At 58.1% G+C, this 26,607-nt stretch carries 25 protein-coding genes and 1 tRNA gene; 19 read left to right on the top strand and 7 right to left on the bottom strand.

Annotated features, from left to right (window positions below; translation table 11 throughout):
• Positions 1–2: 2 nt before the first annotated feature.
• Positions 3–1,859, bottom strand: coding sequence for a DNA mismatch repair endonuclease MutL (gene mutL, locus RB602_RS06795; RefSeq protein ID WP_317084099.1), 1,857 nt, complete (start codon positions 1,857–1,859; stop codon positions 3–5).
• Positions 1,860–2,036: 177 nt separating this feature from the next.
• Here mutL and RB602_RS06790 point away from each other — a divergent pair, with 177 nt between their 5' ends.
• From RB602_RS06790 to RB602_RS06765, 6 genes are all read left to right on the top strand, one after another.
• Complete coding sequence (locus tag RB602_RS06790; RefSeq protein ID WP_317084097.1) at positions 2,037–3,080, top strand: rod shape-determining protein; 1,044 nt, start codon at positions 2,037–2,039, stop codon at positions 3,078–3,080.
• A gap of 33 nt (positions 3,081–3,113) precedes the next feature.
• On the top strand, positions 3,114–4,058 hold the full coding sequence (mreC, locus tag RB602_RS06785) for a rod shape-determining protein MreC (protein WP_317084095.1): 945 nt from the start codon (positions 3,114–3,116) through the stop codon (positions 4,056–4,058).
• The gene (gene mreD / locus RB602_RS06780; RefSeq protein WP_317084093.1) at positions 4,058–4,576 is read left to right on the top strand and encodes a rod shape-determining protein MreD; all 519 of its coding nucleotides are present in this window, start codon (positions 4,058–4,060) and stop codon (positions 4,574–4,576) included. Before mreC ends, mreD begins: the two co-directional genes overlap by 1 nt.
• The gene (gene mrdA, locus RB602_RS06775) at positions 4,573–6,522 is read left to right on the top strand and encodes a penicillin-binding protein 2 (protein ID WP_317084092.1); all 1,950 of its coding nucleotides are present in this window, start codon (positions 4,573–4,575) and stop codon (positions 6,520–6,522) included. Before mreD ends, mrdA begins: the two co-directional genes overlap by 4 nt.
• Before the next feature lie 9 nt (positions 6,523–6,531).
• Complete coding sequence (gene rodA, locus RB602_RS06770) at positions 6,532–7,659, top strand: rod shape-determining protein RodA (protein WP_317084447.1); 1,128 nt, start codon at positions 6,532–6,534, stop codon at positions 7,657–7,659.
• Positions 7,660–7,756: 97 nt separating this feature from the next.
• A tRNA-Lys gene (locus RB602_RS06765) sits at positions 7,757–7,832 on the top strand.
• A gap of 31 nt (positions 7,833–7,863) precedes the next feature.
• Here RB602_RS06765 and RB602_RS06760 read toward each other — a convergent pair.
• Together RB602_RS06760 and RB602_RS06755 are read right to left on the bottom strand one after the other, a co-directional pair.
• The gene (locus RB602_RS06760) at positions 7,864–8,226 is read right to left on the bottom strand and encodes a hypothetical protein (protein WP_317084091.1); all 363 of its coding nucleotides are present in this window, start codon (positions 8,224–8,226) and stop codon (positions 7,864–7,866) included.
• Entirely contained in the window at positions 8,223–8,654 is a 432-nt protein-coding gene (locus RB602_RS06755; protein WP_317084090.1) for a hypothetical protein, read from the bottom strand. Before RB602_RS06755 ends, RB602_RS06760 begins: the two co-directional genes overlap by 4 nt.
• Before the next feature lie 248 nt (positions 8,655–8,902).
• Between RB602_RS06755 and RB602_RS06750 the strand changes: the two genes are divergently transcribed.
• From RB602_RS06750 to RB602_RS06710, 9 genes are all read left to right on the top strand, one after another.
• Complete coding sequence (locus RB602_RS06750; RefSeq protein WP_317084089.1) at positions 8,903–10,333, top strand: glutamate-cysteine ligase family protein; 1,431 nt, start codon at positions 8,903–8,905, stop codon at positions 10,331–10,333.
• Entirely contained in the window at positions 10,317–11,360 is a 1,044-nt protein-coding gene (locus tag RB602_RS06745) for a M14 family metallopeptidase (RefSeq protein WP_317084088.1), read from the top strand. The genes RB602_RS06750 and RB602_RS06745 overlap by 17 nt, the downstream gene beginning before the upstream one ends.
• A gap of 317 nt (positions 11,361–11,677) precedes the next feature.
• Complete coding sequence (locus RB602_RS06740; protein ID WP_317084087.1) at positions 11,678–13,405, top strand: cation:proton antiporter domain-containing protein; 1,728 nt, start codon at positions 11,678–11,680, stop codon at positions 13,403–13,405.
• Between the two features lie 260 nt (positions 13,406–13,665).
• A complete protein-coding gene (locus tag RB602_RS06735) occupies positions 13,666–15,069 on the top strand; it encodes a cytochrome ubiquinol oxidase subunit I (protein WP_317084086.1) in 1,404 nt (467 codons plus the stop codon).
• Positions 15,066–16,067, top strand: coding sequence for a cytochrome d ubiquinol oxidase subunit II (cydB, locus tag RB602_RS06730; protein WP_317084085.1), 1,002 nt, complete (start codon positions 15,066–15,068; stop codon positions 16,065–16,067). Before RB602_RS06735 ends, cydB begins: the two co-directional genes overlap by 4 nt.
• Positions 16,067–16,216: a DUF2474 domain-containing protein gene (locus tag RB602_RS06725; protein WP_317084084.1), complete on the top strand. Its 150-nt coding sequence runs from the start codon at positions 16,067–16,069 to the stop codon at positions 16,214–16,216. The genes cydB and RB602_RS06725 overlap by 1 nt, the downstream gene beginning before the upstream one ends.
• A 264-nt stretch (positions 16,217–16,480) precedes the next feature.
• Positions 16,481–17,692, top strand: a complete 1,212-nt coding sequence (locus tag RB602_RS06720) for an acyl-CoA dehydrogenase family protein (protein WP_317084083.1) — start codon at positions 16,481–16,483, stop codon at positions 17,690–17,692.
• Between the two features lie 119 nt (positions 17,693–17,811).
• On the top strand, positions 17,812–18,933 hold the full coding sequence (locus RB602_RS06715) for an acyl-CoA dehydrogenase family protein (protein WP_317084082.1): 1,122 nt from the start codon (positions 17,812–17,814) through the stop codon (positions 18,931–18,933).
• A gap of 128 nt (positions 18,934–19,061) precedes the next feature.
• On the top strand, positions 19,062–19,820 hold the full coding sequence (locus RB602_RS06710) for a crotonase/enoyl-CoA hydratase family protein (RefSeq protein ID WP_317084081.1): 759 nt from the start codon (positions 19,062–19,064) through the stop codon (positions 19,818–19,820).
• Positions 19,821–19,857: 37 nt separating this feature from the next.
• On the opposite strand, the gene RB602_RS06705 is transcribed toward RB602_RS06710, so the two are convergent.
• Positions 19,858–20,349, bottom strand: a complete 492-nt coding sequence (locus RB602_RS06705) for a hypothetical protein (protein WP_317084080.1) — start codon at positions 20,347–20,349, stop codon at positions 19,858–19,860.
• A 124-nt stretch (positions 20,350–20,473) separates the two neighbouring features.
• Between RB602_RS06705 and RB602_RS06700 the strand changes: the two genes are divergently transcribed.
• From RB602_RS06700 to RB602_RS06690, 3 genes are all read left to right on the top strand, one after another.
• Complete coding sequence (locus RB602_RS06700; RefSeq protein ID WP_317084079.1) at positions 20,474–21,211, top strand: helix-turn-helix transcriptional regulator; 738 nt, start codon at positions 20,474–20,476, stop codon at positions 21,209–21,211.
• Positions 21,212–21,352: 141 nt separating this feature from the next.
• Positions 21,353–22,201, top strand: coding sequence for a M48 family metallopeptidase (locus RB602_RS06695; protein WP_317084078.1), 849 nt, complete (start codon positions 21,353–21,355; stop codon positions 22,199–22,201).
• A 195-nt stretch (positions 22,202–22,396) separates the two neighbouring features.
• Positions 22,397–23,269, top strand: a complete 873-nt coding sequence (locus tag RB602_RS06690; RefSeq protein ID WP_317084077.1) for a HEAT repeat domain-containing protein — start codon at positions 22,397–22,399, stop codon at positions 23,267–23,269.
• A 237-nt stretch (positions 23,270–23,506) separates the two neighbouring features.
• On the opposite strand, the gene RB602_RS06685 is transcribed toward RB602_RS06690, so the two are convergent.
• Positions 23,507–23,815 carry a hypothetical protein gene (locus tag RB602_RS06685; RefSeq protein ID WP_317084076.1) on the bottom strand — a complete coding sequence of 103 codons (309 nt, stop codon included), beginning with the start codon at positions 23,813–23,815 and terminating at the stop codon, positions 23,507–23,509.
• Positions 23,816–23,968: 153 nt separating this feature from the next.
• Between RB602_RS06685 and RB602_RS06680 the strand changes: the two genes are divergently transcribed.
• Complete coding sequence (locus RB602_RS06680) at positions 23,969–24,703, top strand: hypothetical protein (protein ID WP_317084075.1); 735 nt, start codon at positions 23,969–23,971, stop codon at positions 24,701–24,703.
• Positions 24,704–24,914: 211 nt separating this feature from the next.
• On the opposite strand, the gene RB602_RS06675 is transcribed toward RB602_RS06680, so the two are convergent.
• The gene (locus RB602_RS06675; protein ID WP_317084074.1) at positions 24,915–25,592 is read right to left on the bottom strand and encodes a glutathione S-transferase family protein; all 678 of its coding nucleotides are present in this window, start codon (positions 25,590–25,592) and stop codon (positions 24,915–24,917) included.
• 28 nt (positions 25,593–25,620) lie between these two features.
• The gene (locus RB602_RS06670) at positions 25,621–26,601 is read right to left on the bottom strand and encodes an NAD(P)H-dependent flavin oxidoreductase (protein ID WP_317084073.1); all 981 of its coding nucleotides are present in this window, start codon (positions 26,599–26,601) and stop codon (positions 25,621–25,623) included.
• Between the last annotated feature and the right edge of the window lie 6 nt (positions 26,602–26,607).

The following is a 26,607-nucleotide window of genomic DNA, read 5'->3' as shown; positions in this document are numbered from 1 at the left end:
ATTCACTTTCTCCCGAACAGTTTTTCTATGTCCTCATGCGCCAGCTTGACCCATGTTGGTCGGCCATGATTGCACTGGCCTGAATGTGGGGTCTGCTCCATCTCGCGCAAGAGCGCATTCATTTCCGCAACATTAAGCACCCGCCCTGCGCGCACCGAGCCGTGACAGGCCATGGTTGCGGCGACATGCTCGATGCGTTCATTAAGGCTGAGCATATCGCCTAGACCCGCCAGCTCATCCGCCAGATCCTGCATAAGCTTAGCAATATCGACTTTCTTGAGCATCGCCGGGACGGAGCGCACCGCCATAGCGGTGGGACCAAAACGCTCAGCCTCCAGCCCCAGCGCCGCCATGTCTTCAAGACGCGCTTCGAGCCGGTCGCAGGCGGTTTCTTCCAGTTCGACGATCTCCGGCACCAGCAACCCTTGTGACGGGATGGTCCCCCCCTGTTTCGCCGCGCGCATCCGCTCCAGCACCAGCCGCTCATGCGCTGCGTGCTGATCGACAATCACCAGTCCGTCCTCGGCCTCGGCGACAATATAGGTCTTGTCCACCTGCCCACGCGCTACGCCGAGCGGATGCTGCACGGGATCGGGAACGGATTCGATGGCAGGCTCGGCGCGGCCTAGTGGTTCGGCGTAGACATAACTGTCGGGAGTTTCGCGCAAGCTTAGCCCCTCCCGTTCACCTCCGGTGGCCTCCGGCTCAGGGGAGGGGTTGGGGTGGGGGTTATCCATCAGCGCCGCGCCTGCGAGACGCCCCCACCCCCCGGCCCCCTTCCCTAAAGGGGCGGGGGAGAAGAAGGACGGATCGCCCTTGACCGGCTCCGCCTGCCACCGCTCCAGCGCACTTTCCGATGGCCGTTGCACCGCGCGGAAGCCATTTTCATCCAATGCCCGCCGCAAGCCGGAAACAATCATCCCACGGATCATCGCCGCATTGCGAAAGCGCACCTCAGTCTTGGCCGGGTGGACATTCACATCCACCTCGCTCGCCGGAACGCTGAGATAGAGCGCCACCACTGGATGGCGGTCACGCGCCAACATCTCGGCATAGGCCGCGCGCACCGCGCCGGTGAGCATCCGGTCCTTTACCGGACGATCATTGACGAACAGGAACTGATGATCGGCGACACCCCGGTTAAACGTCGGCAGACCTGCGACACCGCTCAGCGTGACGCCTTCGCGCTCGAGATGGATGGCAATGCTGTTTTCCGCCAGTCCGCGCGCGGTCAGCGCCGCGACCCGCGCCAGCTTGTCCTGTCCTGGCTGCACATTGATCGCGGTGCGGCCATCATGCTCCAACCGGAAGCCGATATCGGGCCGCGCCATCGCCAGCCGCTTCACCACATCGGTGCACGCAGCATATTCGCTGCGCGGCGTGCGCAGGAATTTGCGCCGTGCCGGGACCTTGGCGAACATATCCGACACGATAATCTCGGTGCCCTTCATCGTTGCAGCCGGCCCATCGGCAATCTTCTGGCCATGGTCCAAGGTCATCGACCAGCCATCACCCTCTGTTGTCCGGCTGGTGAGCTGCATTCGGGCGACACTGGCAATGGAGGGCAGCGCTTCACCGCGAAAGCCCAGCGTGGCTACCTGCTCAATCGCGTCATCGGGAAGCTTTGAGGTGGCATGTCGTTCCAGTGCCAGCACCATCTCGTCACGCTCCATACCGCAACCATCATCACGCACGGCAAAGCTCTCCAGCCCGCCGCCCGACAAGCGAATCGCTATATTCTGCGCGCCTGCATCAATCGCATTTTCGATAATTTCCTTAAGCGCGCTCGCCGGACGCTCGACCACCTCACCAGCGGCGATACGATTGATCAGGGCATCAGGAAGTTTGCGAATGGGCATGACAGCCTATTTAAGACGGTGAAGCGCCAGTGACGAGGGTCAAAAAGCCTTTCATCCACCAGTTTTCTTTGGCATTATATTGTAATCCGTCTATGGGCATTTCAACCATCGGCAAGCCATGCGCTTTGGCCGTGTGTTTTCTCTTATCCGAATCTAGCTAACGGAACATCTTTACTCATGTCGCTTTTTTCCAGCCTGTTCAAATTTGGTTCGCAAAACATCGCCATTGATCTCGGTACCGCCAATACGCTCGTCTATGTCGAGGGTCAGGGCGTGGTGCTGAATGAGCCATCGGTTGTCGCGATCGAGACCATTAACGGCGTTAAAAAGGTCAAGGCGGTTGGCGATGATGCCAAGATGATGATGGGTAAAACGCCCGACAGTATCGAGGCTATCCGCCCGCTGCGTGATGGCGTGATTGCTGATATCGAAGTCGCCGAGCAGATGATCAAATATTTCATCACCAAGGTGAACGGCAAGAAGAGCATGTTCAACCCGCCCGAGATCACCATCTGTGTGCCCTCTGGCGCAACATCGGTCGAGCGCCGCGCCATTCGTGATGCCGCCTCCAATGCCGGTGCCAGCCAGGTGTATCTGATCGTCGAGCCGATGGCCGCAGCGATCGGCGCAGGTATGCCGGTGACCGAGCCTATTGGCTCGATGGTGGTTGATATTGGTGGTGGCACAACCGAGGTTGCGGTGCTGTCGCTGCGCGGTCTCGCCTATACCACTTCGGTGCGCACCGGCGGCGACAAGATGGACGAGGCTCTGGTCTCCTATGTCCGCCGTCACCATAATCTGCTGATCGGGGAAACCACGGCAGAGCGCATCAAGAAAGACTTTGGTGTCGCCCGCCCGCCCGCGGACGGCGTCGGCCAGACGATACAGATCAAGGGCCGTGACCTTGTGAACGGCGTGCCCAAGGAAATCTCGATCAATCAGGCGCAGATTGCCGAGGCGATGGCCGAACCAATCAGCACCATCGTCGAAGGCGTCCGCATCGCTCTGGAAAACACCGCGCCGGAACTCGCGGCTGACATTGTCGATCAGGGCATTGTGCTTACAGGCGGCGGCGCCATGGTTGAAGGGCTGGACGCCCATATGCGCGATGAGACCGGCCTGCCCGTCACCGTCGCCGAAGACCCGCTAAGCTGTGTTGCCATCGGCACCGGCCGCGCCATGGAAGAACCGGTCTATCGGACGATTTTGCAGACGGCATAATCGCCGACGCATTCGTTTAGAAAGGAAAGCAGGATGGCGACGCCAGACAAACGGCGTCTCGGCTTCAGTCGCAAGGCCCATTACCGTGCCTTTACCGGCTATGTGCTCGCCATACTGGGCGGCTTTGTCGGGCTGTTCCTGCTTGCTCTGTCCTGGATTGATCCCGCCGGATTCTCGGTTTTGCGCGGTGCCGCTTCTGAAGCGGCGGCACCAGTGTCCGGCACACTGGCCCGCGCCCGCTCCGGTGCACAAAATGGCTGGCAGGAGATCGCAGCCTATTTCGACGCCGGTTCCAAAAACGCCGAATTGCAGCGCGAGCTCGATGACAGCCGTACTCAATTGGTGGAAGCCCGCGCGCTGAAACAAGAGAACCAGCGATTGCGGCGATTGCTGGAGCTGCGCCAGACCGAGGCCGACCCGGTAACCATTGCCCGGCTGATCAGCTCCTCGGCATCCAGCACCCGACGTTTTGCCACCATGGGTGCGGGCTCGCGCCAAGGGGTGGAGCGTGGCCAACCGGTCCGCGCGCCAAAGGGCCTGATCGGACGTGTGGTTGAAACCACGCCCAACACCGCGCGCGTGCTGCTGCTCACTGACCCGCGTAATGTCATTCCAGTCAAGCGCGCAAGCGATGGCGTGGTCGCCTTTACCGAAGGGCTGGGCAATGGTGATGTGGCCATCCGGCTGATCAATGTCGGCGTCAATCCGTTCAAGGAAGGCGATATCATGGTCACATCGGGCAGTGGCGGGCTATATCGCCCCAATATCCCGGTGGCGGTCATCCGCGAGATCACCAGCGATGGTGCATTGGCGACCTTGCTGAGCGATCCCGCCGCTACCGATTTTGTCATGGTGCAAAAAGTCTATCAGCCCGACCTTGTTTCCCAAGAGTCGGGAGGAGAAGGCAGTCGGCCAAATGCAGGCGATCAAGCAGCGGAAAGCGGTGAAGAGGCCGATAGCGGCGATGGAGCCGAATAATGGCGCGCCGTTATCAACCGCGTATCAATCAACAAAAATCGGGGCTGAAGCTGCGGCTCTATCCCATAGTCTCGGTGGTTATTGCCAGCGCCCTGCCGCTGTTGCTGCCGATCATCGCCACCATGCCCTTGTTGCCACCTTTGGGCTTTATGGTGCTGCTGGCATGGCGGCTTTTGCGGCCGCAATTCTGGCCGATCTGGGTCGGCGCGCCGCTGGGCCTGGTGGATGATCTGTTCAGCGGTCAGCCATTGGGTTCTGCTATGCTCATCTGGTCGGTGACACTGATTTTGCTCGATCTGGCGGATCAACGCTTTGCGTTTCGCGGCTTTCGACAGGAATGGGTGGTGGCCAGCCTATTCATCCTGTTCGCGATTGTTGCGGGATATGCTATAAATATTGCCCATGATGCTTCGATCGTACCTTTAGCTCTTTTGCCACAGATAGCGCTGTCCATGGTTCTCTTTCCCCTCATCTTGCGCTTTACCGCCTGGATTGATGCGCGGAGACTGCGGCCATGAGCATATTGGGCAAGGGCAAAAAGAAGATCATCTCTGCAGCATCTCAAAACATCACCTTTAACCGTCGCTCACTGTTGATCGGCGGCGCGCAGGCAGGCGTCGGGCTGCTGCTCGCCGGGCGCATGACCTATATCGCTGTCGCTGAAAATGAGCGCTATGAGATGCTCTCGGAAAGCAACCGCGTCAATCTGACGCTGGTGCCGCCGCGCCGGGGCTGGATCATTGACCGCAATGGCAAACCGATTGCCAGCAACCGCGCCGATTTTCGTGTCGATATCATCCCGGACCGCCTGGTGAACCCGGAACAGACGCTCGATGAGCTGGCGCTGCTGCTCAACCTGCCCGATGATGAAATAGAGCGCATCCGTCGCGATCTCGATCAATCACGCGGGTTTCAGCCGGTACAGGTCGCCTCCGGCCTGCGCTGGGAGGATTATGCTGCAGTCAGCGTCCGCCTGCCCGATCTGCCCGGCGTCGCGCCTATACAGGGCTTTAGCAGGCAATATCCCGCTGGTGCAGCAGTTGGCCATCTGGTCGGCTATGTCGGCGTTGCCAATGCCGAGGAATATGATGCCGAACCCAATCCGCTGCTGATCACGCCGGGCTTCAAGATCGGCAAGGACGGACTGGAAAAGAAGTTTGAGCAGGAACTGCGCGGTGAGCCGGGTGCGCGTCGGGTGGAAGTCACCGCGCGCGGGCGCGTGGTGCGCGATCTGGAAAAGCGCGATGATGTTCCCGGCGATCCGGTCAAGCTGACCATCGATGCCGAGCTGCAACGCTATGCCGCGCGCCGCCTCGGCGAAGAATCGGGCTCGGTCATCGTCATGGACTGCAAAAATGGCGACATATTGTGCCTCGCCTCGATGCCCAGCTTTGACCCCAACAGCTTTTCCGACGGCATTGGCTTCGACGAATATGCCATGCTGCGCGAGGACGACCATGTGCCGCTGCGCAACAAGTCGCTGGTTGGTCTTTACCCGCCGGGCTCCACCATCAAGCCGATGAATTGCCTCGCCTTTCTCGAAGCCGGGATCGACCCGGAAGAAACGGTGACCTGCGGCGGCGGCACCCGTGTCGGCAACCGCTTTTTCCGCTGCCACAGCAACCATGGCACGGTGAATATGGACAAGGCCATCGCCCAGAGCTGTGACACCTATTTCTACAAGATGGCGCAGCGCATTGGCATGGACCCGGTGGCTGCGATGATGCGACGGCATGGTCTGGGCGAGGAATATGACCTGCCGGTGCAGAACCAGTTTTATGGCACCGTGCCTGACCCGGTGTGGCTCGAGCGCAAATATGATCGGCGGTGGACCGGCGCGGACACCGCCAACTCCTCTATCGGCCAGGGCTATGTGCTGACCAACCCGCTGCAACTGGCGGTGATGACCGCGCGCATGGCGAGCGGTCAGAAGCTGGAGCCCAATCTGCTGGTCAAGACGCGCAAGACCAAACATCCGGCAATGCAGATCAGCCCGGAGCATCTGGAGACCATTCGCAAGGGCATGCTGCATGTGGTCCATGGTGCCGGCACCGCCCGCCGCGCGCGCCTGCCGGTCGAGAATGTCGAGGTTGCGGGCAAGACCGGCACTGCGCAAGTGGTTAGCCTGTCGCGCGGCGATGGCCGCAATGTGCCCTGGCGTTTCCGTGACCATGGCCTGTTCGTCTGTTTCGCGCCCTATGACAATCCGCGCTATGCCTGCTCGGTGGTGATTGAACATGGCGGCGGATCGGGCGCCGCCTATCCGGTGGCGCGTGATGTGCTGACCTTCCTGTTTGACCGTGACCGCGCCCTTAATGACATCGCCGCGCTCGAAGCAGGATGGGGCGGCACCATAGAAGAGCGCGCCGCAACCAAATTCGCCGCGTTTCAGGCCAATAAGGCCGCCGCTTCTGCTGGTAATGAAAGCGACGACAGCGCCGATGATGAGGCCGAGGCGGGCTGATCAATGCAGATTGCGCTCGTCCCTCAACCCCTTCGCAACCAGCCATGGGGGATAATCCTGCTGCTGCTGGTGTTTACCGGTTTTGGCGTCGCCATTCTCTATTCCGCCGCCGGTGGTTCGTTCAGCCCCTGGGCCGGGCTGCATGCGGCGCGTTTCATGGTGTTTCTCGTGATGGCGCTGGTGATCAGCTATATGCCCGAAGAGCTGTTCAAATTCGCGGCCTTGCCGGTGTTTGTGATCATCCTGCTGATGCTGCTTGGCGTCGAAATTCTCGGCCAGGTCAGAGGCGGCAGCCAGCGTTGGCTGGAACTGGGCTTTATGCGGATCCAGCCGTCAGAACTGATGAAACCCGCCATCGTGCTGATGGTCGCCCGTTTCTACAGCGCCTTGCCGCCCACCATGATCCGCAGCTGGAGCGCGATCTGGCCGCTGCTGATCATGATGGGGCTGCCAGCGGCATTGGTGCTGCTGCAGCCTGATCTTGGCACCACCATCACCATCTGCGTCGGCGCAGTCACCGTCGCCTTTCTCGCCGGTCTCCCAATGCGCCTGTTTGTCGGCGCAGGCGTCGTCGCGGCCATCGCGATTCCGCTTGCCTATCTGTTCCTGCTCGAGCCTTATCAACAGCGCAGGGTCGCAACCTTCCTCAATCCGGAAAATGACCCGCTGGGCTCGGGCTATCATATCACCCAGTCAAAAATCGCTATCGGTTCGGGCGGCATTGACGGCAAGGGCTTTCTCAATGGCTCACAAAGCCATCTCGACTATCTGCCCGAAGGCCATACCGATTTCGTCTTTGCCACCATGGCCGAGGAATGGGGGCTGATCGGCGGCATCGCCGTCATCATCGCCTATTTCCTGCTGCTCCGCTGGGGCTGGCGGCTTTCCATCGATGCACCCAGCCGCTTTTCCAAGCTGCTCGCGGGCGGCCTTACCATGACCATCTTCCTCTATGCCGCGATCAACATGATGATGGTCATGGGCCTCGCCCCGGTGGTCGGCATCCCCCTGCCCTTTTTAAGCCATGGCGGCTCATCTATGCTGACGGTGATGATCTGTGTCGGCATGCTGATGGCCATAGACCGCCAGACACGAAGACAACCCCAAACCAGCCTGAGCAGCGGAATATTGGCCTAAATCAGCGCAAGTGCAGAAGAAAACCCTTTTCATCCGCGCAAAAATCCCTATTTACCCCGCTCTGCCTCACGAATCGGCAGCCCGGTTACCCCGGCATGGACGCATAGCTCAGTTGGTAGAGCAGCTGACTCTTAATCAGCGGGTCCTAGGTTCGAACCCTAGTGCGTCCACCATATCCAATTTCGCTATTCTCCAAACCCGCGATCAATCGCGGACGATTTCCCGAACACCAAGGCCAACAACCACGCCCGCGCGTCTGGCGGCGCGGCGGCCGCGATATTGGTCGCGATAATATTCCTCGCGGCAATAGCGCTCATAGCGATTGTTGAAACCGTAATAATCCATGCATTCGCGATAATGATCGCGGGCATTGTCATTTGCTACGGCGCGCGAGATTCCGGCAGCGGCTGTTCCGGCGATGATCCCGGCACGGCGGGCATCGCGGCGATTGTCCCAGTCATGGTGATGGTGGTGATGGTGGCGTTTGCGCGCCTCAGCGACATCAGCGACGACGGTGAGGCTAACAGCTGCAACAGCAGCGGCGGTCATCAGGTGCAACAGCTTCATGATTTTGCCACCTCAAACAGATTGACCTTGGCCGGGTCTTCAGCGGCATTACAGGTTTCATAAACCCGCTTCACATTGGTCTCCATCCACTCCTGGCTGAGGACACCGACTTCGCCGTCATTGGCGGCGTAGAGATAGCCGTGCAGCCAGATCAGGCCATTGGAAAGCTCATCCTGGGCCGCGATAGCAGCCTCATCCTGCTCCTCGGCGGTGGCAATGGCCGCGGTCTCGAGAAAATCGGCGCAGGTCAGCGCCATAGTATCGTCGGAAGCCGTAATCGCCGGAGTCTCGTCAGGGCGCTCCATATCATCATCTGCAGCGGTTTCGGTATCTGAATCGGCTTCCGCGTCCCCTGACTCGCCTGCCGGGGCACAGGCCGACACACTCAAAGCGGCGACCGTCGCTATGGTCAATGATAGTCTTTTCATGAAGCTTTCTCCCGTTTTTCATTCCGTGTTGTACTGTGTCGGTTGGTCACAGAGAACGTCGCATTTCTTTACACTCGTATTATCATGTTTGATAGAGTGTATTTCCATTACAAGCGCACGGTTTTCCTGAACGAGGTGAAGTCAAAAGCCTGTATCTTGTGTGTCCAACCGTCTCCCCACCGCCTTCCCCATTGCAACATTGTCTTAAATCGGCTTCACTTACCGCAATAAAAGTACGGGGAGTGCCTATGGGGCAGGAAATTGAGGGTGGTGATTTCAGCGCGGAGGATCGCGAGGAATTTCGCAATCGGCTGCGGCGCGAGACGGCGACGCTCAAACAATGGTTTGATGAGCGCGCCTTTGATGAGGATGACGTGCCTACGGTCGGGCTGGAGCTGGAAGGCTGGCTGACCGATACCGATTGCCTGCCTGCGCCACAAAATGCCGAGTTTATCGAGACCGCCGATGATCCCGACATTGTTACCGAGCTTTCCAAGTTCAATTTTGAGTTGAATGCGCCGATCCGTACCCTGAACAAGGACGTGCTGTTCCAGACGCAAAATGACCTCACGCTAAGCTGGCAGAAATGCGAACGTGCCGGGCGGCCGCATGATCTGTCGCCGGTGATGATCGGGATATTGCCGACCGTCCGGAATGAAATGCTCAAGCCTGACTGGATGTCGGATTCAGAACGCTATCGTGCGCTCAACCGTGAGGTCTTCCGACGCCGCGATCACCAGCCGCTGCATATTTCCATCGAGGGCTATGACAAGCTCGACTATATCGCCGAGGACCTGATGCTGGAGGCGGCATGCACCTCGCTGCAATCGCATCTCAAGGTCAATCAGGATGATGCGGTGCGGCTGTATAATGCCGGTGTTATCGCTTCCGCCCCCTTGGTCGCCGCCACCGCCAATTCGCCCTTTCTGTTCAGCAAGTCGCTCTGGGATGAGACCCGCATTCCGGCCTTTGAACAGGCAACCAGCATGGACAACTTCCGCGAGCCCAGCGGTCGCAATGCGCAGCGGGTAACGCTGGGGACGGGTTATCTGAAAGAGTCCTTCCTCGAGCTTTTCCTGCTCAATATGCATTATGGTGATCTGCTCCCCGCCCTTTCTGATGATGGCCGCAAGCTGCCGCATCTCAGGCTACAGAACGGCACGATATGGCGCTGGGTGAGGCCGATATTGGGCTTTGATGGCAATCTTTCACCGCATCTACGCATCGAACACCGGGTGATGCCCGCTGGCCCGAGTATGGTCGATACCGTCGCCAATCTGGCGCTGTGTCACGGACTTATGCTGGCTCTGGCTGATGCCGAAACGCCGCCCGAAAGCGAGACGCCATTTGAGGATGCCCGCGCGAATTTCTATGCCTGTGCCCGTCATGGTCTGCATGCCGATGTCCGTTGGGCGGGGAAGACAGTCAATGTGCAGGTGCTGTTGCTCGAGAAGCTTATTCCCATGGCCTGCGATGCGCTGAAAAAAGCCGGGGTCGATGCGGGTGACCTCAATATCTATTTCAACGACATCCTGGAGGACCGGCTTCGCAATGGCCAGACTGGCGCGGCGTGGCAGCGCAGTTTTGTCAATTGCCATGGCACCAATTATCAGGCACTGACGCAGCGCTATGTCGAGATGCAGCGGACGGGCAAGCCGGTGCATGAATGGACTATCTGACCCGCCAGCCGTAAAGCCCTATATGCAGCCTGATCTCGTTAATTACCTCCCTGCCGAACTCGCCAACATCGCGCCGCAGGAGATTAAGAGTCTTTTCCCGAATCCGACTCTGGTGGTGCTTGAAGGCGAGCGCGATGAGACGCTGTTTATCTCCACCCTGCTCCACGGCAATGAGACCACCAGCTTTGAGGTGCTGCAATATCTCGAACAACGCTATCGCGATGCCACACCCAGCCGCAATCTGATGATCTTTATCGGCAATGTTGATGCCACCGCAGCAGGCAAGCGCTATCTGCCGCACCAGCAGGATTTCAACCGCATCTGGGCACATACGGGGCCGCACGATGCCAGCGAGTATCATGCTTTGGCGCAATCGGTGATCGAGATTGCGCGGCATAGCAACCTCTTTGCCAGCATCGATATTCACAACAACACCGGCAACAACCCGCATTATGGCTGCGTCAACACGCTGCGCCCGGCAGATCTGCAGCTGGCTTCGCTGTTCGGCCCGCTAAGCGTCTTCTACCGCAATCCCAGCACCACCCAGTCCATCGCCTTCGCCGAGCTGTGTCCGGCGATCACGCTGGAATGTGGCCAGAGCGGCGACATTGACGGGCGCGATGCGGCAATCGCACTGATCGAGAAGGTGCTGGCGCTGGATGCGTTCACCACCAAGCCGCCGGAAGAGCCGGTGCGTTTGTTCGAAACCATTGGCCGGGTGGTTATCGACCCGGAATGCGCGATCTCCTTTGATGGAAGCGCCGCCGAGCTCAGCCTGACGCCGGAACTGGCGACAAGCAATTTCATACCGATGCACGAGGGGCATATCTGGGGCCGGAGCCAGCGTGCGCATTCGCCGTTGCAGGTTCTCGACGAACATGGCCGGGATTTGACCGGCGAGTTTTTCCGCTATGATGACGGCGTGATTGCGCTGAATTGCGACAGCACGCCTTCGATGATCACCTTCAGCCTCGATGCGATACGCCAGGATTGCCTGTGCTATCTGATGCGGACGATAGAGGGGTGACTACGTCATTGCGAGGAGCGAAGCGACGCGGCAATCCAGAGCAAGCGCAAGATGCTCTGGATTGCTTCGCTGCGCTCGCAATGACGTATTTGGCAGATGATTCAGTTAGTACTTCGTTATTCCGGACTTAGCTTTGCCCGGAAAACAATAGTTTTCCGTTGGCAATGCTTGATCCGGAATCTAGAGCCGCAAGAGATGATGCTTGTGGCTCTGGATTCCGGACAGCTCGCTTTTCTTACCAAATCAATGATTTGGAGAAAACCGGCTTCCGGAATGACGAATTGCAGGTTTATCACTTAAGAAAAGGAAGGCCCCCCGTGCATCCCGAAATTCCCTATCTTCGGGAAATCATTGTTTTTCTGGTCGCTGCCGGTCTTGTCGTGCCGCTGGTGCGGCGCTTTGGTGTCAGCCCGGTTCTGGGCTTTCTGTTTGTCGGGCTGGTAATCGGGCCTTTTGGTGTCGGGCGGCTGGCAGACGACACCTCATTCCTGCAATATATCGTGTTCAGCGATCTCGAAGGCGTGCGCGCTTTTGCCGAGCTGGGCGTGGTATTCCTGCTGTTCACCATCGGACTTGAACTTTCCGTGGCGCAGCTATGGGGCATGCGGCGGCTGGTCTTCGGCTTTGGCGGCGCGCAGGTGGTGGTCAGTGCCATCGCCATCGGCGCGATTGCTTACTGGTTCGGCAATGACCTTGTCTCCGCCACCACATTCGGCCTGTGCCTCGCCCTCTCCTCAACTGCGCTGGTGATGCAGTTACTCACCGAAAGTCGCCGTCTCAGCACACCAGCGGGCCGCTCCAGTTTTGGCGTCTTGCTCTTGCAGGATTTGGCCGTGGTGCCGATCCTGTTCTTTGTCGGTGTTGCAGGGGCCAAGGTCGAAGGCTCAATGGCGCTGGCCGCGAGTTGGGCCATTGGTCAGGCGGTGCTGGTCATCGCCGCGATCTTCCTCGCCGGGCGCATTATCGTGCGGCCATTCCTGCGCTTTGTCGGCAGCACCGGCAGCCGCGAGGTGTTTATGGCCGCCGTTGTCCTGCTGGTGTTAGGCACCTCTGCTGTCACTGCACAGGCCGGGCTCTCCATGGCCTTGGGCGCATTTCTCGCCGGGTTGCTGTTCGCGGGTACAGAATATCGCCACCAGATCGCCGCCGATATTGAACCGTTTAAGGGCCTGTTGCTCGGGCTGTTCTTTATCTCGGTCGGCATGAGCCTCGATGTCGTCGCGCTATGGGCCGATATCGGGCTGGTGCTGATGTCGGTGCTCGGCCTGATGGTCCTTAAAGGCACCATTCTCTATGCCCTTGCCCGCGCTTTCCGTCTGCCCAAGGACGTATCCGCAGAGACAGCGGTGCTGATGTGTCAGGGCGGTGAGTTTGCCTTTGTCGTCATCACCGCCGCGCTGTCACTGGCGCTGCTGGAACCGGCAACGGCGCAATTTGTCCTGTTGGTGGTAGTCGTCACCATGTTCCTCACCCCGTTCCTTGCCATTGCGGCGCGGCAGTTGGGCGAGACGATCCGCAAGCGCAGCGCCGATACGCCCGATACCGGAGAGTCACTCGATGACGAAAACCCGGTGGTCATTGGCGGCTTTGGCCGAGTCGGGAAAATGCTGGCGCAATTGCTCGACGCCCAGCGCATCCCCTATATCGCGATTGACAGCGACCCGGCGCTGGTGGAGCGTGAGCGCAATCAGGGTGCCAATGTCTATTATGGCGATGCCAGCCAGCCGGAATTGCTGGTGCATCTCGGTATTGAGAATGCCGCCGCCTTTGCCACCACTATGGACCAGCCGGGCGCGGTCGCGCCGCTGATCAAGGCGGTGAAGGAAACCTGGCCGCATGTGCCGATCATGTCGCGCGCCCGCGATGCAGAACATGCGCGGCATCTGATCGATACCGGCGCAATCAGCGCGGTGCCGGAAACGGTAGAGGCCAGTTTGGAGCTGTGCGAGCTGGTGCTGAACAGCATCGGCATCCCCGATGACGCCGCGCGTTCCATTGTCGATGAGCAGCGCAGCGCGATTATTGCCGGGTATGAGGCTAAATAATCCCATCGGTTTTAGCTCGGTTGAAACACGTCATTGCGAGCAGCGAGGCGACGCGGCAATCCAGAGCAGGTGCGTGTTGCCCTGGATTGCTTCGCTACGCTCGCAATGACGAAATATGCGAAGACAATCGCGTCCAATGAGGGATAGACTGAGTTGCACATCATGCAACTCAGTCTATCCCTTTAGCAAGGGAACCAAGACAGCTCTGCCTCGTAATTGCCGTAATGCCGCGCCATATAGGCGTGCAACGGAGATACTGCATGTTCGACACTCTCGACGCCCTGTTGCTCGCGCGGATACAGTTCGCTTTTACCGTCAGTTTCCATTTTATTTTCCCAGCCTTCTCGATTGGCCTCGCCAGCTTTTTGGCGGTGCTGGAGGGGCTTTGGCTGAAAACCGGCAAGACGCTTTATCTCGACCTGTTCAAATATTGGCGCAAGATTTTCGCCATCGCCTTTGCCATGGGCGTGGTCTCGGGCATCGTCATGTCGTACCAGTTCGGCACCAACTGGTCGGTGTTCTCGGACAAGGCTGGACCGGTGATCGGCCCACTTATGGCCTATGAGGTGCTCACCGCTTTCTTCCTTGAGGCGGGTTTTCTCGGCGTCATGCTGTTCGGTATGGACAAGGTCGGGCGCAAGCTGCACTTCACCGCGACGCTGATGGTCGCCATCGGCACCTGTATCTCCGCCTTCTGGATTCTCTCGGTCAATAGCTGGATGCAGACACCAGTAGGCTATGAAATCGCCGAGAACGGCCAGTTCGTGCCCGGTGAAAGCTGGTGGGCGATCATCTTCAGCCCTAGCTTCCCTTATCGGCTGGTGCATACAGTGCTCGCTGCCTATCTCACCACCGCTTTTGTTGTCGGCGCGGTTGGTGCCTGGCATTTGCTGCGCGACAAGACCGAACCGCATGCGCGCAAAATGTTCTCCATGGCGATGTGGATGGCGGCCCTCGTCGCCCCGGTCCAGATTTTCGCGGGCGATATGCACGGCCTCAACACGCTGGAGCATCAACCGCAAAAGGTGATGGCGATGGAAGGCCATTATGAAAGCCATCCCGAAGGCGCGCCGCTTTATCTGTTCGGCATCCCTAATGATAAAGAGCAAAAGCTCGACTGGGCCTTGGGCATCCCCAAACTGTCCTCGCTGATCCTCAAGCATGATCTCAACGCACCGCTGGATGGTCTCGACACCATAGCAGATGACGAGCAGCCGCCAGTGGGGATTGTCTTCTGGTCGTTCCGTATCATGGTCGGTATCGGCATGCTGATGATGCTGATCGGCGCGGTCAGCCTGTTCGCGCGCTGGCGCAAAAAGCTCTATGACTGGCCATGGCTGCACAAATGGGCACTGCTGATGGGGCCAAGCGGTTTTGTCGCGGTGATTGCCGGATGGGTGACCACCGAGGTCGGTCGCCAGCCTTATACCATCTACGGTGCGCTCACCACGGCGGAAAGCGTCTCGCCGCTGGATGCACCCGCTGTCGGTGCCTCGCTGCTGGCTTTCGTGGTGACCTATTTCATCATGTTCGGCGCGGGCACCTGGTATATATTACGCCTCATGCACAAGCCGGTGACGGGTAAGGAAGAAGTGGCTGAAAACGGCCCGATCCGCACCGCTGGTATGCGCCCCGGCAACAACCTGACGGGGCAACCGGCATGAGTGCTGATCTCTCGCTAATATGGGCGTTTATTATCGCCTTTGCGGTGTTCCTCTATGTCGTGCTGGACGGTTTTGACCTCGGCATCGGTATCATATTCCCGACGCTGAAGGACAAGGCCCAGCGCGACAAGGCGATGAACTCGGTCGCGCCGGTATGGGATGGCAATGAGACATGGCTGGTGCTGGGCGCTGGCGGGCTGTTTGCTGCCTTTCCGCTGGCCTATGCGGTGATCCTGCCCGCCGTTTATCCGCCGATTACTGCGATGCTGCTTGGGCTGGTGCTACGCGGGGTCGCCTTTGAAGGCCGCTGGCGCGATCCGGGGCATGAGAAATTCTGGGACTTTGCCTTTACCGCCGGATCGCTGGTGGCAGCGCTGTGTCAGGGCATTACGCTGGGCGCGCTGCTCCAGGGCATTGAGGTCGAAGGCCGCAACTATGCCGGTGGCTGGCTTGACTGGCTCTCACCCTATAGCATTCTTACAGGTGTCGGCACGACGGTCGGCTATGCCCTGCTCGGCAGCACCTGGCTGATCATGAAGACCGACGGCCCGATACAGGAACGCGCCTATTGGCTGAGCTGGCGGCTGTTCCCGGCGACGCTGATATTGCTCGGACTGGTCAGCCTTGCAACGCCATTTCTCGATGCGGAGTATTGGCGGCACTGGTTTGATTTCCCGAACATCATCTTCACCGCCCAAGTGCCATTGCTGACGCTGATTATCACGGTGCTGTTGTTCCGCGGACTGAAAAAACGCCAGGAATATGCGCCCTTCCTGCTCACACTCGCACTGTTCCTGATGGGCATGATCGGGCTGGGCATCTCGATGTTCCCATATATCGTGCCGGAAAGCATCACCATCTGGGACGCCGCCACAGATCCCAGCAGCCAGCTTTTCATGCTGGTCGGTACAGTGATCATCGCGCCGGTGATCCTTGGCTATACCGGCTGGGCCTATTGGGTCTTCCGAGGCAAGGTGAGCGATGCGGGCTACCATTAATGGCCGAGACTAACCGTCCCCTGCCCCCGGACCCTGCTGCCGATACGCCGCTATGCAAACGCCTCGGCTGGATGGCGCTGATCTGGGGCGCGAGCGTTGGCGTGATCGGCATTGTCGCCTATCTTATCCGCTGGTGGATCAACGGCTAAGCCTATCCCACTGGCCCCCGCGCAAGCGGAACCGTTGCTATGGTTTATTCTCGCGCAAAGGCGCAAAGGCACAAAGAGATTTATCCTTGGTGCAGCCTCTTCGCGTCTTTGCGCCTTTGCGCGAGCCAAATCATTCATTCCGCTTGCGCGGGGCTTTTGGGGATTGCGAAAGCTGTAAACAAAATCCCCACTGGACATTGCCACTTGGCTCCCGCATTCTCAGTTTAATCGAACGATTAAAAAAGAATCATGCAGGAGATGAGGATGTCCAAGCCGAGCGAGGCAGAACTCAAGGACTTTGAAGCCCAGGCCGATGCCTGGTTCAAGGAAAACACCGTCACCGATCCCGGTTTCATGCTGCCGCTGACCTTTATGGAGGTCAGCACCGATGAGCAGTTTGACTTTCTCTGCGACTGGCAGCGCAAGGTCTATGAGGCGGGTTATCTCGGCACCAGCTGGCCATCTGAATATGGCGGCCATGGCATGCACCCGGAATTTCAGCGCGTCGCCACGCGAGCGATGAAGAAATATGACGGCCCGATCATCCTTAACGCCATCGGCATTGGCTGGGCCGGACCGCTGCTTATGGACATCGGCAGTGAGGAAGACAAAAAGAAATATATCAAAGGGATGCTGAGCGCAGAGGATATTTGGTGTCAGGGTTTCTCTGAGCCCGAACATGGCTCTGACCTTGGTAGCGCGCAGTTGAAAGCGGTGCGCGATGGGGATGAATATGTCCTCAACGGCTCGAAAATCTGGACCTCGCTGGGCGACCGCGCCAAATATATGATCCTGCTGGCGCGCACCAGCAATGACGGCCCGAATAAATATGCCGGCCTCAGCTTCTTCCTGATCCCGATGAAAATTCCAGGCATTGAAACCCGGCGGATCAAGAAGCTCACCGGCGAATATGGCTTTGTCCAGACCTTCTTTACCGATGCCCGTGTGCCCGCTGAGGGACTGGTCGGTAAGGAAGGCGATGGCTGGATGGTGGCGATGAAGACGCTCGAATATGAGCGCGGCGCCAAGGTCAATCCGGCCGGCGGCTATTATATCAAAGAGCTTGACGCGATGGGGGTTGTCGACCTTGCGCGCAACTCAGAACGCGGTGGCAAGAAGCTGCTCGATGACCCGGTGATGCGCGACAAGATGGTCGAGCAGATGATGGAAATTCAGGCGCTCAACCTCAACAACCAACGCCGCCGCATGGCCCCGCTCAATCAGGACCGGCCCATGGGTCTGGCGATGATGAACAAGCTGGCACGCACCGAGATGATCCGTGATCTCACCGAATTTTCGCTTGCCTTTCAGGGGACAAGAGCCGGTTATTATGTCGGAGACGAGAATGCTGTCGATGACGGCTATTGGCATCGCAGCTATTTGAACAGCTTCTCCGCAACCATTGGCGGCGGCACCTCGGAGATTCAGCGCAATATTGTCGCTGAGCATGTGCTGGGCCTGCCCAAAGGGCGGTAAGAACAAGGACAACAACCGTTAGTCCTGAGCCTGTCGAAGGACGCCTATCAAGAATGTGCGATGCTGAGAAACGCACTTCGACAAGCTCAGTGCTAACGGTATTTTGATAAGGTTTAATCATGGAAAATCTAGGGTCTATCGGATATTCCGAAGAACAGATCGAGCTGATGAATGTCGCAGCCAGTTTCTGCGCCGAGAAATCCCCGATCGAAAAAGTGCGTACCCTGTTGGAGGATGCGCAGGGCTATGATGCGGATGTGTGGAAAGAGATTGCCGAGCTGGGCTGGCTCGCCATCGCCATCCCCGAAGCGCAGGGCGGCGTGGGCCTGTCGCTGGGCGAAGTAGTGCCGATTGTCGAGCAAATGGGCCGCCGGTTGATGACCACGCCCTTTGCCGATACCACCTTGGCGGCACAGGCCCTGGTCGCAGGCGGCACTGAGGCGCAGCAGGAAGAGTATCTGCCCAAAATCGCCGAGGGCGCGGTGGCGACATTGGCGCTGGCCGAAGCGCATGGCGATTGGGACCTGCACAATATCACCGCCACCGCCAAAGCGGACGGGGACAACATTACCCTCAACGGCGAAAAGCTGCTGGTGCCCTATGCCGAACAGGCTGAGATCATTATTGCTTCTGTCTCGCTGGATGGCGCGCCGCGTCTGGTGATCATCCCGCGCGATGCCTTTGGCGATAGCGCGCTGCGCCGCGAGCAGATTATCGATGAGACACGCCGCACCTATGCGCTAAAGCTGGACGGTATCACCCTGCCCGCTTCTGCTCTGCTTGATGAGGCCAAGACCAAGGCCGCATTTGAGCATATCCACCTTACCGCCGTGCTGCTGCAAGCGGCAGAGATGGCCGGCGGTACCCAGGCGGTGATTGATTACACCTTGGATTATCTCAAAACCCGCAAACAGTTCGGCAAGATCATTGGCGAATATCAGGCGCTGAAACACCCCATCACCAATGCCTATGTCGATTACGAAAAGGCGCGCAGCCATGTCTATTCGGCGGCGCATTGCTTCAACGATCAGGGCATGGGCGAGATTGCCACCCGCATGGCCAAGGCGGCATGCGACAAGGTCTATGGCTTTGCCGCCGACCGGGCGATCCAGTTCCATGGCGGCTTTGGCTTCACCCATGATTGCGATGCCCAGCTCTATCGCCGTGCAGCCATCTGGCACGCCTCGCAACATGGCGACGGCGCCTGGCACCGCGCCAAGCTGGCGGATTTGTTGTTCTAAAATAGCCCTCTCCCCTTCAGGGGAGAGGGTTGGGAGAGGGGGCGTTCCACAGGCGCTTCGGCTGAATGACAGCCCCCTCCCCTAGCCCCTCCCCTAAAGGGGAGGGGAACATAAAAAGGAGACCCCCAATGTCTGAAGTACTTACCGATATTCAGGACGGTTTTATCGTCGTCACCATCAACCGACCCGATGCCAAGAACGCGATGACCAAGGCAGCCGCCGAAGGCATCCGCGCGGCGATGGAGCAGCTTGATAATGACAACAGCCTCAATGCCGGCATCCTCACCGGCGCAGGCGGCACTTTCTGTTCGGGCATGGACCTTAAAGGCTTTCTGCGCGGCGAATCTCCGATGGTCCCCGGCTATGGCTTTGGCGGCATCACCGAGAAGGGACCGGAAAAGCCGCTGATCGCTGCTGTTGAAGGCTATGCCCTTGCTGGCGGCCTAGAACTGGCCCTGGCCTGTGACCTGTGCGTCGCCAATGACAAGGCCAAATTCGGCATCCCCGAAGTCAAGCGTTCGCTCGTGGCGGCAGCCGGTGGTGTGCTCAAGCTGCAGCATGTTGTCGGCAAGCGTCTCGCCATGGAAATGGCGCTGACCGGCGATTTCTACACCGCCCAGCGCGCCTATGAGATGGGTTTTGTCAACCGTGTCACCGATGGCCCGGCGCTTGATGCCGCGATGGAACTCGCCGCTACAGTCGCCGCCAATGGCCCGCTGGCGCTCAAAGCCACCAAGCGGATCATCAATGAAAGCTATGACTGGGCCGAGGAAGAGGCGTGGAAGAAACAGGCTGAAATCACTGCGCCGGTCTTCACCTCTCAGGACGCCAAGGAAGGCAGCCTGGCCTTTGCCGAAAAGCGCAAGCCCAATTGGCAGGGGAAGTAATCGACCGTTCGCATATGGGGCGATAGCAATTGCCTGACTATAAAGCCGAATTCTCCGGTTGACGTTCATCCTGTGGCTGGTTGAGCATCGTGATAACGCGCGACTGCTGCAAGTGCATCAGCGCCACGCGATAGCTTTCAAACAGGGCCCGCAACTTCGACATGCCCTTCGCGGTCAGTCCGACAATGGTGCGTCGCGCATCCTCGCTGTCTTTTCGGCGATAGATAAGTTCATCAGATTGTAGTATGTCCAATTGGCGCAGCCCGGTGGTCAGCGGTATTTTTGCGGGATAGCCGATATAGCTTGTCGACAGTTCCTGGCCTGACGCATGGCTGATATAAAGCTCGAGGAGGATATCCCAACAGGGATCAGAGAAATAGCCCTCGGCAAAAGACTCGTCGCGTTTGCGGCGCAAAAAGCGAATATAGCTGGCGATATCAATATCGTCCAAGCAGCCAAAAAGAGTTGCTCTGCCCAGTTGCTCGAACAACGGTGAGTCATTGGATGAAAGGGTATCTATATACGCCATAGCCAAATTCCATTTGTATCTCGATCAATGGAAATACTCTTAGCAAACAATGCCCTTCTTTATTGTCACACGAAATAAGGACACTATGTAAACGAATGTAACTATAGTTATCAGGAACAGAGATATGGCCATACAACCCGGATTTGACCTCCAAAAACACCTGCTGATCATCAGATCAACGACGCACACTCAGGAGGTTCTGGACCGGGCCAAGGACTGTTATCTTGAAATGGGCATTGTGCGTGCGACCTATCATCTGGCGGGGAAAATTCGTTCGCCCATATCGGCCGATGTCCAGCTTTTGAGCTTTGGCTTTCCGCACGATATGATTGAGCGATACAAGGATCCCGAATTTCGCAAAAACGACCCGATTCCCGATATCGTGATGCAGCATGGGCAACCCATGACCTTTCGCGATGCGATCAATGTTCGCAAACTCACGCCAGAGGAATATGCCTTTGTCGAGGGGATGGAGAAGGCCGGGCTGATGCACGCTGTCGGCATCCCCCTATTCGGGCGCAACTTACGCAATGCCTATGTATCGTTCGGCTTTACCGATGCCGCCCCATTGGAAGATGAGCAGCTTATGGCCCATTTGATGGCGGTGGCACCGCTGGCGCATTTGCAGGTGTGCAATATTCTGGAAGAACCGCTGGAGAACAAGGTAACCCTCTCGGCACGCGAAAGCGAAGTACTGGGCCTGATCGCCCGCGGCTTCTCCGCGCCCTATATCGCAAAAATCGTCAAGGTCAGCGAAGCCACGGTCGGCACCTATATCCGCCGGATATTCGCCAAGCTGGAAGTCACCGACAAGGTCAGCGCGGTGATCCGGGCGCTGGAATTTGGCTTGCTGCGCTATTGAGACAGGCTTGGCAAAATCGCCGGACCAACCACTGATAATCCGCCGCATAAGTGCGTGGGGTAACGCTTGCTGAAACATCGCCCATGATGTAACTTTATCACAAAGTGCCGACAGCAAAACCTACAAGATGGAGAGTGTAGCATGAGCGAGAATGGCAACATCACCGTAGAGGATTTTGACAACCGCCCGACGGTCACAATGTCACGGCGTGAGATAATCTCCGGGCTGGCAACGGGCACGGTCGTGGCCTTTAGCGGCGCGGCGCTTTCCGGATGCGTCACCAACTCGGCGCTTGGGCGCAAGCAGTTTCTGCTGGTGTCCGATGCCGAGCTAGAACAGCTCTCCGCCGCCTCTTGGAACCAGTTGCTGACCCAGAATCGCCAGACCAATGATCCCGCGCTGCGACGCCAGGTGGCTGCGGTTGGCGATCGTATCGTGCGCGGCGCCGATCAGCGTCTGCCCGACTTCGGCCTGACCCAAAGAAACTGGGAGTTTGCCGTTTTTGACGACCCGACGGTCAACGCATGGGTGATGCCCGGCGGCAAGGTCGGGTTTCACACCGGGCTGCTCGACGTGACGCAGAATGACGATCAGATCGCGACGGTGATGGGGCATGAGGTCGGCCATGTCGTCGGCCGTCACGCCGCCGAGCGCTATTCGCAGCAAATGGCCGCGAGCAGCGGCCTGGCGCTCGCCAATGTGGCGCTGGCCGACAATGAGAATCGCGGCCTGATCGCCGGAATATTGGGCGCGGGCGTGACCTTTGGCGTCATCCTGCCCTATTCGCGCAAGCATGAATATGAAGCCGACAGGCTGGGCGCGGACTTCATGGTCGACGCCAATTACCGCGCCAATGAAGCGGTGCGCTTCTGGGACGGCATGACCCAGCGCTCAAGCCAGAAACCGATGGAATTTATGTCCACCCACCCCTCAGACCAAAGCCGCATCGCGACAATGCAGTCCTATATTACGTCGCAGGGGTATGTTTAGGGACACCGTTACAAAACGTGCAGGCTCTGTTGTTTGGGGGAATGCTGGTGTCCTTAGATGATGCCTTTGTCTGAGTTGCCAATATGGGGGAGAGCCGACGTTCCGTTGATTCAGTCCAACAAACGTATTAATCACAGCGCGACAAAACAGCTATTATAGCGGAGACCAGAGATGCTGAGCGGACTAGTATTGGCCATGGCGCTCGCCGCAAATACTGAGCCGGCGGGTGTGGAGAGTTATTGCAACGGGACATCGAAATTTGTTTCTCAAACCAATGAAGGAATGATGAACGTTCGCATAATGTCTGATGACGCGGAAAAGGAGGCTAGCTCTTTTTCTACGTCAGCCATGCGTCTTGAAGAGCTCGCGAGACACGAAGATCCCTATGTGAGAGAAAAAGTTGCGCGCAATCCTAAGACCCCTGTCGAAACACTGATGCAGCTGCTGGAAGACAAAGCGCCTCAAGTAAGGGCGGGCGGAGCAAGAAACCGCAACACTCCTGAACATAAACTACGTGCTTTGGCCAAAGAAGAAAGCGCTTATGTAAGGTCCGCCGTAGCAGCAAATCCAAACACTCCCATCGAACTGCTCGCCAAAATGTCAGAGGATGGGGATGCTATTGTAAGAGCAAGCGCTGCGCGTAGCCCTTCTATTCCAGTTAAATGTCTTACCTATCTCGCTACTGATGGGAATTATGGAGTGAGATGGAAAGTTGCGATACATACCAAGACACCACCAGGTGTTCTGGCGCAACTCGCGTATGACGAAAATAGTTGGGTGCGGGGCGGCGTTGCTGGTAACCCAAGCATGGCCGTCTTATCAATTTTGGAGATGTTCGCAAAAGACACAGAGGCGGATGTGCGAATGGGTGTGGCTAGGAATGAAAATTCGCCCGTGGAGCTTCTGCAAAAGCTAGCGCTTGATGAAGAGGAATCAGTGCGCTGGAGTGTCGCCATGAACCCCAAAACTCCAACGCAAACGCTTGATGTGCTCATCACTGATAATGAGGAATGGGTGCGCCGACGTGCTCGGAGAAACAAGCGAAATCGTGAGCTTGTTGCCGAATAATGAAGTTTTGCGCCCGGGAATAAACGGGTTATCCTCTGCAGGTCAATCTCCGCGCGAGTGGCATAGGAAGCCTATGCTTCGGTTGGCGTCGCTGGTCCAACGGCACCCGATGGCAACGGAGGGCGCGAAGGGGTGACATATGGTCTTTCCGAGCCGTTGCTCTATTTCAGAGATTGGGAGTGGAGGTGGACATGATCATTGGATGCGAAGAAAACGATTTCCATCGCCGATAGAGCTTTAGTCCGAGATTCTTTTGTCTAACCAAGTTTCATGGGCATCCAGGCTGCCGAAGCCGGCTGCCATAAGAAGGTCGCGCCAATCTATCTGGCCAAGCGCGGTTGCCCTAGCGAGTTGTTCGAGCGACCCATCACTGACCTTGAGCGCGGCAGCACGAACTCGCTCGATCCCATGTAGATCCTGGTGGCCGCCAGGAATGTTTGGACCACACTCAGTCACTAACCACTCATGGGCGAATTGCTGATCACTAGCGGCGAACACTTCAGAGAGCTTGGCTGCAAGTCGCGGTGTTAATGGAAATTCAGGCACTTTGATATGATTAGTTCGTTACGCCATTATCACAAGAAGTATTAGCCAATCCCCAATGTCTCCAATTGGGTCGCAAGCAGGTATCCAGACTGTAACTCCTTACCAATGAACCACCCCCTGTCCTACACAACATCATCTACGCTATACCAGAGTATGAGCAAAACCCACAAACCCAACACCCCGCCCTCTGAAACCTCAACCGACAGCGCAAATCCTCTCGATATCCATTCAGAGATTGCCGAGGCGCGCCAGTCTCTGGTGGCGTCCCCGGATGACAGCCGTGCGCTGGATGCGCATGGGCATGATCCGGATGAGTATTTCTGGATACCCATTTCCCGTCCTTCAGCGCGGCATGATGGCTGGTCGCCCGAGCGGCAGCGGGAATTTATCGAATATCTCGCCGATAGCGGATCGGTCACCGATGCGGCGCGGATGGTCCATATGACGACGCAAAGCGCCTATCGCCTGCGCCGCGAACCGCGCGGCAAGCAATTTGCCGCCGCCTGGGATGCGGCGATTGGCCATGCGATGCGCAAGCTGACCGATATTGCCATGGACCGTGCGATTTTGGGTGCGGAGGACCGCATCATCAGAAAGGATGGTGTGCATATCTACACCAAATACAAGCCCAGTGACCGGCTGCTGATGTTCCTGCTCAAAGCGCATCACCCGCAAGTCTATGGCGACCGCCATGCGGTGACGCCTGCCGATGAGCGCGGCGGACTGGATATTGCCGAAGCGCTGGACCGGCTGATTCCGATCCAGCCCGATGATAAGGCCGAATATTACACCTATGGTGACAAATTGCCCGACCCGGAAGCCGACTATGACCCCGAAGCCTATCGCAACGACCCGGGTGATTGGCGCAATTATTGTGACTATGAGTGACGCGGAGACGCAGGGGGCTGTCACGCAAAACTGCGGCGTGTGAGCGCAACTTTCGTAACCTTCGTCAAGTCAGGTTGACAGTTTCCAACAGCGAGGTCTTCAATAATCGTCATTGCGAGCGCAGCGACGCAATCCAGAGCGTCTCGTGCGGCTCTGGATTGCCGCGTCGCTTCGCTCCTCGCAATGACGATCAATGTAAACGAAATCGACTCTAGAAACTGAACAGCATATCGCGGCCGTCATCCTTGGCCTTGGCGCGCTGAAAGGCGGGGTCTGCTTCCATCTGTTTCAGCCAGCGCAGGCAGCCCGGATGCGCCTCTGTCACCAGACCGGCCTTGCGAGCACCCGCCATGGCATAGCTCATGGTAATGTCAGCGGCGGTCAGCTCTTCGCCCGCCAGCCATTTATGCTCGGCCAGATGCTCTTCCGCGACCTTCAGGATCGCGGTCATGCGCGGCTTGATCAACCGCTCGCCGACATTGGCCGCCACGGATCGCAGCAATGGGCGCAGGAAGAAGGGCGCGTTCTTCTGCACCATGCCGAAGATGGTGTTGACGAACAGCATCGGCATCATGCTGCCCTGAGCCGAATGGTACCAGAAGAGATAGCGCTCACGCGTGGGATCGCCAGGGCCGGGGCGCAACGGACTTTCCGGGTGGCGGTCGAGCACATAGTCGATGCTGGCATTGCTCTCCGCCACCACCGTATCGCCATCCACAAGTACCGGCGCGGTGCCCAGCGGCGACAGTGCCTTATATTCAGCCGGGGCCAAATTGGTCTCCGAGTCGCGGGCATAGATTTTTAGATCATAGTCCGCACCCAGCGCCTCCATCAGCCATATCAGGCGGAAGGACTGCGAATATTGCAGATGGTGGACGGTCATGGTCATGGGCGGATGCTCTCTCTTTTGTCGAGGCTCACGCCGCGTTCTGGAAGCCGCCGAGACGCTGGTTGATGATCTCTTCCGCCTCGGACATGATCCGGTCGATCAGCTCCTGACAGGTCGGGATATCGTTGATCAGGCCGGCGACCATGCCGCAGGACCAGGCGCCCTTGTCCATCTCGCCTTCCAGCATGATCGAGGGGTAAACCCCCGCCACCTGCTCAATAATATCGGTGAATTGCAGGTCACTGCCCTTCTCTTTCTCGATCTCCAACAGCTGCTCGACAGCGGCATTGTTGAGCACGCGCTCGGTGTTGCGCAGCGGGCGCATGACAAGGCGGGTATCAAGCTCGGAAGCAGCAACAATCGCATCCTTCACATTCTGGTGCACCGGCGCTTCCTTGGTGGCAATGAAACGCGTGCCCATATTCATACCGTCGGCACCCATGGCGAGCGAGGCGACAAGGCTGCGGCCATCGGCCTGACCGCCGGAGGAGACGAACGGGATTTCCAGCTCATCCGCCGCGCGCGGCAGCAGGATCATATTGGGCACATCATCCTCGCCGGGGTGACCGCCACACTCAAAGCCATCAACGCTCACCGCATCACAGCCGATATTCTGCGCCTTGAGCGCATGGCGCACGCTGGTGCATTTGTGGATGACCTTGATGCCCGCGCCTTGCAGCGGCGGCAGCACCTGAGAAGGGTTATTACCGGCGGTCTCGACCACCTTGACGCCGCCTTCGATAATCGCACGGACCATGCCTTCATAATCAGGCGCATTGACCACCGGCAGGAAGGTCAGGTTCACGCCGAACGGCTTGTCGGTCATGTCCCTGCATTTGGCGATCTCATTGGCGAGATCAGCCGCCGATTTCTGGGTCAGGCCGGTGATGATGCCCAGGCCACCGGCATTAGACACAGCGGCCGCCATTTCGGCGAAACCGACATAGTGCATGCCGCCCTGAATGATGGGATGCTGGATGCCGAACATCTCGGTAATACGTGTTTTCATGGGGCT

The organism is Parasphingorhabdus sp. SCSIO 66989, from assembly GCF_032852305.1.
Classification (GTDB): Bacteria; Pseudomonadota; Alphaproteobacteria; order Sphingomonadales; family Sphingomonadaceae; genus Alterisphingorhabdus; species Alterisphingorhabdus coralli.
Note: the sequence above shows the minus strand (reverse complement) of the source record. Positions and strands in the feature narration are given on the sequence as shown.